Raw genomic sequence first — 6,880 nt, forward strand, 5'->3', positions numbered from 1 at the left:
CCGGGAATAAGCAATCGAGCGCGCGCGTGATAACCGTCGCAGGAATCGATGGTTGGGGACCGCGCCCGGGGTTGACTACAGTCGCACGATTCAGCCCGCTCATTTCCTTCGGATCCTTCGACGCCATGACACGTCCCCATCGAATCCGCCGGTCGCTGGCCGGCGCACTGCTGGCGCTCGCGGCCACCGGCGCCCTCTCTCCGGTCCGCGCGCAAGGCAACGCACCGGCCGGCGCCGCGGTGCCGTCGCTGAAAGGCAAGCGGATCGGCATCACCGCGATCGGCACCGATCACTACTGGGACCTGAAGGCCTACCAGGGCGCGATCGATGAAGTGAAACGCCTGGGCGGCACGCCGATCGCACTCGATGCCGGCCGCAACGACAACCGGCAGATCGCGCAGATCCAGACGCTGATCGCGCAGAAGCCGGACGCCATCATCGAGCAGCTCGGCACGGCGACCGTGCTGGAGCCGTGGCTGCAGAAGATCCGGCAGGCCGGCATTCCGCTGTTCACGATCGACACGGCCTCGCCGTCGAGCCTGAACGTCACGACCTCGGACAACTTCTTCATCGGCGAGCAGCTCGCGCTGAAGCTCGTCAACGACATCCACGGCGAAGGCAACATCCTGGTGTTCAACGGCTTCTACGGCGTGCCGGTGTGCGCGATCCGCTACGACCAGTTGAAGGCCGTGCTGAAGTATTACCCGAAGGTGAAGATCATCCAGCCCGAGCTGCGCGACGTGATTCCGAACACGGTCCAGAGCGCGTACGCGCAGGTGAGCCAGCTGCTCGGCAAGTATCCGAAAGGACAGATCGCCGCGATCTGGGCCGCGTGGGACGTGCCGCAGGTCGGCGCGACGCAGGCCGTCAACGCCGCGCGCCGCAGCGAGATCAAGACCTACGCGGTGGACGGCAGCCCCGACGTCGTCGCGCTCGTGAAGGACCCGAAATCGAGCGCGGCCGCCGTGGTCGCGCAGCAGCCCGCGCTGATCGGCAAGACGGCGGTCGACAACGTCGCGCGCTACCTGGCCGGAGACCGCGCGCTGCCGCCCTATACGTACGTGCCGTCGCTGCTCGTCACGAAGGACAACGCCGGCACGGCGCAACAGACGCTCGGGCAGACGGGGCCGCAATGAGCGCCGGCGCGGGCCCGTCCGCGCTGGCGCTGCGCGGGATCGTCAAGCGCTTCGACGGCGTGCCGGCGTTGCGCGGCGCGTCGCTGGACGTCGCGCGCGGCACCGTGCACGGCCTGATCGGCCAGAACGGCGCGGGCAAGTCGACGCTGATCCGGATACTCGCCGGCATCGACACGGCCGACGGCGGCACGCTCGAGATCGACGGCGTCGCGCGGCCGCTCGCCGCCAACGGGTCGCGCGCGCCGTCGTCCGGCATCGAATTCATTCACCAGGAGCGCCTGCTGCCGGCCACCTTCACGGTCGCCGAAGCGCTGGCGCTCGGCCGCGAGCCCGCGTTCGGCGCGGGGGCGCCCGGGCTGCTCGACATGCGGCGCATGCGGCGCGCGGCGCACGCTGCGCTGCAGCGGCATTTCGGCATCGCGCTGCCGCCGGACCGGCTGATCGCCGAGCTCAGCGTTGCCGAGCGGCAGATCGTGCAGATCACGCGCGCGCTGATGCGCGACCCGCGCATCCTCGTGCTCGACGAGCCGACCGCCGCGCTCGTGAGCCGCGAGGTCGATCGGCTTCTGCAGACCCTGGACCGTCTGCGGCAGCGCGGACTGACGATCCTCTACGTATCGCACTACCTGGACGAGATCGCGACGCTGTGCGATCGCGTGACTGTGCTGCGCGACGGCGTCGACGTCGCGCACGTCGACGCGCGCACCACGTCGACGGAAGCGCTCGTCGCGGCGATGCTCGGCACGGACGCCGCGCCGCGCCCGCGCGGACCGTCCCGCGTGCCCGGTCAGCCGGTGCTGCAGGTGACCGGGTTGTCCGTGCGCGGTCGTTTCGACGACGTGTCTTTCGACGTGCGGCGCGGCGAGATCGTCGGCATGACGGGGGCTGCTCGGCTCCGGCGGCAAGCAGGTCGTACGCGGCCTGTTCGGCCTGGAGCGCGGCATGCGGGGCGAGATCGGCATCGACGACCGCATGGCCCGGCTGCGCGGCCCGCGCGACGCGGTCCGGCACGGCATCGCGTTCGTGCCGGAAGACCGCCGCTCGCACGGCGTCGCGCCGGCGCTGTCGGTGCGCGAGAACGTCACGCTCGCGAGCCTCGGGCGGTTCAGCCGTGCCGGCTTGCTCGCGCGGCGCCGGGAGGACGACACGGTGCGGCGGCTGATCGCGGACCTGGGCATCCGGACGCCGGGCCCGGACGCGCCGGTGCGCCAGCTGTCCGGCGGCAACCAGCAGAAGGTCGCGCTCGCAAAATGGCTGAGCCGCGGCGCCGAGCGGACCTCGCCCGTGTACCTGCTCGACGAGCCGACGGTGGGCGTCGATATCGGCGCCAAGGCGGAAATCTACCGGCTGCTCGACCGGCTCGCGCGCGACGGGGCCGCGATCCTGCTGTTTTCCAGCGACCTGCTCGAACTGCTGGAGCTCGCCGACCGCGTGCTCGTGATGGCGCGCGGCCGGATCGTGCACGAGGTCGCGACGCGCGACACCACTCGCCAGGACCTGCTCGCGTGGGCGAGCGGCGCGCGCGGCCGCACGCCGCCACGGGAGGTCGCCGCATGAGCCGGCCGCTCGACAGCCAGCCGCAGGCATCCGGCGGCGCCGCCTTCGTGCGGCCGCCGGCTGTATCGGACGCGCAATTCTGGCTGCGCTGGGGCGCACTGCTGGCGTTCGCGGTGGTGTTCGCGGCATTCGCCGCCAGTTCGCCGCTCTTTCTCACGGTTGCGAATCTCGCGAACGTGCTGCAGCAATCCGTCGTGATCGGCTTGCTCGGCTTCGGCCTGACGGTCGTGCTGATCGGCGGCGGCCCGGACCCGATCCGCGGCGGCCTCGACCTGTCGGTCGCGGCGAACCTGGGCCTGTGCGCGGCCGTGCAGGCAGTCGCGCTGCGCGACGGCGCGACGGATGGCGCGGCGCTCGCGCTGATGCTCGCCACCGGCGCGGCCGTCGGCGCGCTGAACGCGTTCGCCGTGATCGTGCTGCGCATCTTCCCGCTGCTCGCCACGCTGACGACGATGAACCTGTGCGCCGGCTTCGAACTGGTGCTGACGCAAAACACCTCGGTCGCGGCGGCAAGCCCGCTGCTGGCTTTCCTGCTCGGCAACGGCCCGTTCGATATCCCACATCTCGCGTACGCGCTGCCGGGCGCCGCACTGCTGTTTACCGTGCTGGTTCACCGGACCCGCTTCGGCCTGCGGCTCGCCGCGACCGGTGCACATCGCCACGCCGCGCGCGCCGCCGGGCTGCGCGTGAACGCCTATGTCGCGGCCAGCTACGTGCTGAGCGGGATCGCGGCCGCGCTCGCCGCGCTCGCGTCGAGCGCGTTGCTGAGCGGCAGCGCGCCCGGTGCCGGCGAAAACCTGCTGGCCGTCGTCGCGGCCGCGCTGCTCGGCGTCGTGTTCTCGCGGCGGCTCGTGCCGACGGTGCCGGGTACGCTGCTCGCCGTGCTGTTCATCGGCATCGTCGGCAACGGCTTTCAGCTCGACAACGTCTCGAGCTACTGGATCAACGGCGTCGAAGGCGCGTCGATCCTGTTCGTCGTCGCGACGACCGCCGTGATTCGGCGCCGCCATGCGGAAGACCCCGCCCATGACTGAATGGACCGACCGCCTGCAGCGGTTCTCGCTCGTGGCCGCGCTCGTCGCGGTATTCGTCTTCTTCGCGGTGTGCGCGCCCGGGTTCGCGCGGCCCGCCAACCTCGCCGACGTGCTGACCAACAACTTCGCACTGCTGGCGATTGCCGCGCTCGGCATGACGCTCGCGCTGTCGATCGGCGCGGTCGACCTGTCGCTCGGCACCGCGATCGACTTCGCCAGCCTCGTGTTCGTGCAACTGTGCGCGCAGCAGGTCGGCGTGCTGCCCGCGCTCGCGGGCGGCCTTTGCGCGGCGCTGCTGGTCGGCGCGTTCAACGGCGCGCTGATCGCCGGGCTCGGAATCGCGCCGTTTCTCGCGACGCTCGGCACACTGTTCATCGGCCAGACCGTTCAGCAACTCGCCACCGGCGGCGGACAGCCCGTCTACCTGCTGAATGCGGCGTTGCCGCCGCTGTTCGGGGCGCTCGCGCACGGCACGTTCGCCGGCGCGCCGGTGCCGCTGTGGATCGTCGGCACGCTGGCCGTCGCCGTGCATGTCGCGCTCGCGCACTCCACGTTCGGGCGGCGCAGCATCGCGCTCGGCGCGCAGGCCGGCGTGGCGCGCTACTCGGGCCTGCCGGTCGCGGCGACCATCGTCGTGACGTGCGTTGCGAGCGCACTGGTCTACGGCGTGGTCGGCCTGCTGCTGTCGTCGACGGTCAAGGCCTACGTGCCGCAAGCCGGCAACGGTTTCCTGCTGAACGCGATCGGCGCGACGTTCATCGGCACGACGCTGTCGCCGATGCGCCGCCCCGGCGTGACCGGCACACTGCTCGGCGTGCTGCTGATCAGCCTGGTCGCCAACGGGCTGCTGCTGATCGGCTGGAATTTCTACTGGCAGCAGGTGGCCACCGGCGCGCTGATCCTCGCCGTGCTCGCGCTGAGCTTCGCGACACGGCGCAGCCGAGCCGCTTGACGCGGCGCCGCGCGCCCCGCCCCGTCACGCATGCGCGTCCGCACGGCGGCCGATGCCGAACGTGAACGCCAGCGCGAGCACCAGCAACACGCCCTTGATGAAGTCCTGCATGTAGTACGGCGCGTTCAGCATCGTCAGCCCGTTGAGCAGCACGCCGACGAATACCGCGCCCACGACCGTGCCGAACACGTTCGGCCGCTTGGCACCCCACACGGCGTAACCCACCAGCGCGGCGGCCACCGCGTCGAGCAGCAGCGAATGCCCGGCGCTCGCGTCGCCGCGTCCGACCCGCGCGGCGATCAGCACGCCGCCCAGCGACGCGATCGCGCCCGACACGACATACGCGGCGACCCGGTAGCGCGCGGCCGGCGCGCCGGCGAGCCGCGCGGCCGTCTCGTTGCCGCCGATCGCATAGATCACGCGGCCCCAGCGCGTCGCCTCCATCGCGACGCAGGCCAGCACCGTCACCGCCGCGAGCAACAGCACCGGCAACGGCACGACGTCGAACAGGCGCAGGCGCCCGAGCGCGAGAAACGCGGCGGGGAACACGCCCGTCGCGTCCGTGCCGTCGGGCAGCACCGAACCGGTCGCGAGCGACCGGCCGCCGGTCGGGATCAGCTGCAGGCCCGCCAGCAGGAACAGCGTGCCGAGCGTCGCGAGCTGGTCGGGCACGCGCAGCCGTGTAATCAGCAGGCCGTTGAACAACCCGGCGGCCACGCCGAGCGCGACGCAGGCGGCCACCGCCGCGAGCGTGCCGCCGTGCCAGACGACCAGCACGTAGCTGGCGGCCATCTGCGCGGACGCGGCGACGCTGCCCACCGACAGGTCGAAGCCGCCGGCCGCGAGCGTGATCGTCACGCCAATGCCGAGCAGCGCGACGATCGACACCGCCTGAAGGATGCTGAACAGGTTGTCGAGGTTCAGGAACGCGGGCTCCCTGAGTGCGAACACGGCGACGAGGGCGGCCAGCACGAGCAGGATGCCCGTGCGTTCGAGCGCCGCGCGGATGCGGGCCGGCGCGGGACGGCGCGCCCGCTCGCCAGGCAATGCATCGGGCACGACGGAAGTGGAAACGGGTTTCATGGGAGGCGCAGTCATTCAGGAGGAAGACGAAAGCGGATGGTCGAGCGTGGCGCGATCGAAACGCACGATGCGATCGGCGATCTCGGCCGCTTCCTCGAGATCGCTGACGAACACGAGCGTCGCGCGCTCGTGCGCGTGGCGCCGCAGCGTATCGACGATATCGGCGCGCGCGCCGGCATCGATGCCCTGGAACGGTTCGTCGAGCAGCAGCAGCCGCGCGCGTTCCGCGTGCCAGCGCGCGAGCACGACTTTCTGCTGGTTGCCGCCGGACAGGCGCACGAGCCGGTCGTCCGGGCCCGTGCAGCGGATGCCGAAGGCGGCGATCGCGGCCGCGGCGGCGGCGCGTTCGCGGGCCGGCCGCAGCGCGCCGCCCGTGAACCAGCGCGACAGGAACGGAAAGCTGATCGTGCCGGCGATCGACGCGAACGGCACGCTGTCGGGAAACAGCGACGTGCGCCAGCGGTCCTCGCCGGCCAGGAACACGCCGGCTCGAATGGCATCGGCCGGCGAGCGCGGCCGCCACGGCCGGCCGTCGAGCGCCATCTCGCCGGCAGCCGCGCGCACGGTGCCAAAGATCACGCTGGCGAGGCACGACTTGCCGCCGCCGACCGGGCCCGCGATCGCGACGATCTCGCCGCGCCGGACGTCGAGATCGAACGGCACGCTGGTCGGCGACAGCCGGAGGTTCCGCAGGCTGAGGCCCGCTTCGGGCGACGACGCGGCGCGGCCCGCGTCCGCCGCGCGTGCTTTCGGCAACGGCCGCCCGATCATCGTTTCCACCGCGGCATCGAAGTCGACCGGCGCGGCCAGATCGGCGACGATCCGGCCGTCGCGGACGATCGCCACGCGATCGGCGATGCGGCGCAAGTCACCGAGCCGGTGCGACACCAGCAGGATCGCGCCCCCGTCGTCGCGCAACGCGTCCAGCAGCCCGAAGAGCCGCTCCGCTTCCGGCGCGGACAGGCTCGCGGTCGGCTCGTCGAGGATCAGCAGGCCGGGCTGCCCGGCGAGCGCGCGCGCCAGCGTCACGCGCTGCTGATCGGCCAGCGACAGCGACGCGAGCGGCGCCGACAGATCGGCGTCGAGCCCGACGCGCGCGGCGAGCGGTCGCGCCGCGG

At 72.0% G+C, this 6,880-nt stretch carries 5 protein-coding genes and 1 pseudogene; 4 read left to right on the forward strand and 2 right to left on the reverse strand.

Going from position 1 to position 6,880, the window contains the following annotated elements:
• Positions 1-125 precede the first annotated feature (125 nt).
• The 4 genes and pseudogenes from ACPUER_RS23250 (at position 126) to ACPUER_RS23265 (ending at position 4,679) form a co-directional block, all read left to right on the forward strand.
• The gene (locus ACPUER_RS23250) at positions 126-1,136 is read left to right on the forward strand and encodes a sugar ABC transporter substrate-binding protein (RefSeq protein ID WP_425132226.1); all 1,011 of its coding nucleotides are present in this window, start codon (positions 126-128) and stop codon (positions 1,134-1,136) included.
• Positions 1,133-2,721, forward strand: a pseudogene (locus ACPUER_RS23255) (sugar ABC transporter ATP-binding protein); the annotation flags it as partial. The gene ACPUER_RS23250 and the pseudogene ACPUER_RS23255, both read left to right, overlap by 4 nt.
• On the forward strand, positions 2,690-3,727 hold the full coding sequence (locus tag ACPUER_RS23260) for an ABC transporter permease (RefSeq protein ID WP_425132227.1): 1,038 nt from the start codon (positions 2,690-2,692) through the stop codon (positions 3,725-3,727). The pseudogene ACPUER_RS23255 and the gene ACPUER_RS23260, both read left to right, overlap by 32 nt.
• Positions 3,720-4,679, forward strand: a complete 960-nt coding sequence (locus ACPUER_RS23265) for an ABC transporter permease (RefSeq protein WP_425132228.1) — start codon at positions 3,720-3,722, stop codon at positions 4,677-4,679. The genes ACPUER_RS23260 and ACPUER_RS23265 overlap by 8 nt, the downstream gene beginning before the upstream one ends.
• A gap of 24 nt (positions 4,680-4,703) precedes the next feature.
• Here ACPUER_RS23265 and ACPUER_RS23270 read toward each other — a convergent pair whose 3' ends face one another.
• Complete coding sequence (locus ACPUER_RS23270; protein ID WP_175964058.1) at positions 4,704-5,762, reverse strand: ABC transporter permease; 1,059 nt, start codon at positions 5,760-5,762, stop codon at positions 4,704-4,706.
• Between the two features lie 15 nt (positions 5,763-5,777).
• The coding region (locus tag ACPUER_RS23275) for an ATP-binding cassette domain-containing protein (protein WP_425132229.1) at positions 5,778-6,880 on the reverse strand (1,103 nt) is incomplete at its 5' end.

It is taken from the genome of Burkholderia sp. DN3021 (assembly GCF_049805555.1).
Classification (GTDB): domain Bacteria; phylum Pseudomonadota; class Gammaproteobacteria; order Burkholderiales; family Burkholderiaceae; genus Burkholderia; species Burkholderia pyrrocinia_C.

What these genes read in the sequence shown, in the direction of transcription:
- ACPUER_RS23250 (WP_425132226.1), top strand. Translation starts at nt 126, where the DNA reads ATGACACGTCCCCATCGAATCCGCCGGTCGCTGGCCGGCGCACTGCTG.
- ACPUER_RS23260 (WP_425132227.1), top strand. Translation starts at nt 2,690, where the DNA reads ATGAGCCGGCCGCTCGACAGCCAGCCGCAGGCATCCGGCGGCGCCGCC.
- ACPUER_RS23265 (WP_425132228.1), top strand. Translation starts at nt 3,720, where the DNA reads ATGACTGAATGGACCGACCGCCTGCAGCGGTTCTCGCTCGTGGCCGCG.
- ACPUER_RS23270 (WP_175964058.1), bottom strand. Translation starts at nt 5,762, where the DNA reads ATGAAACCCGTTTCCACTTCCGTCGTGCCCGATGCATTGCCTGGCGAG.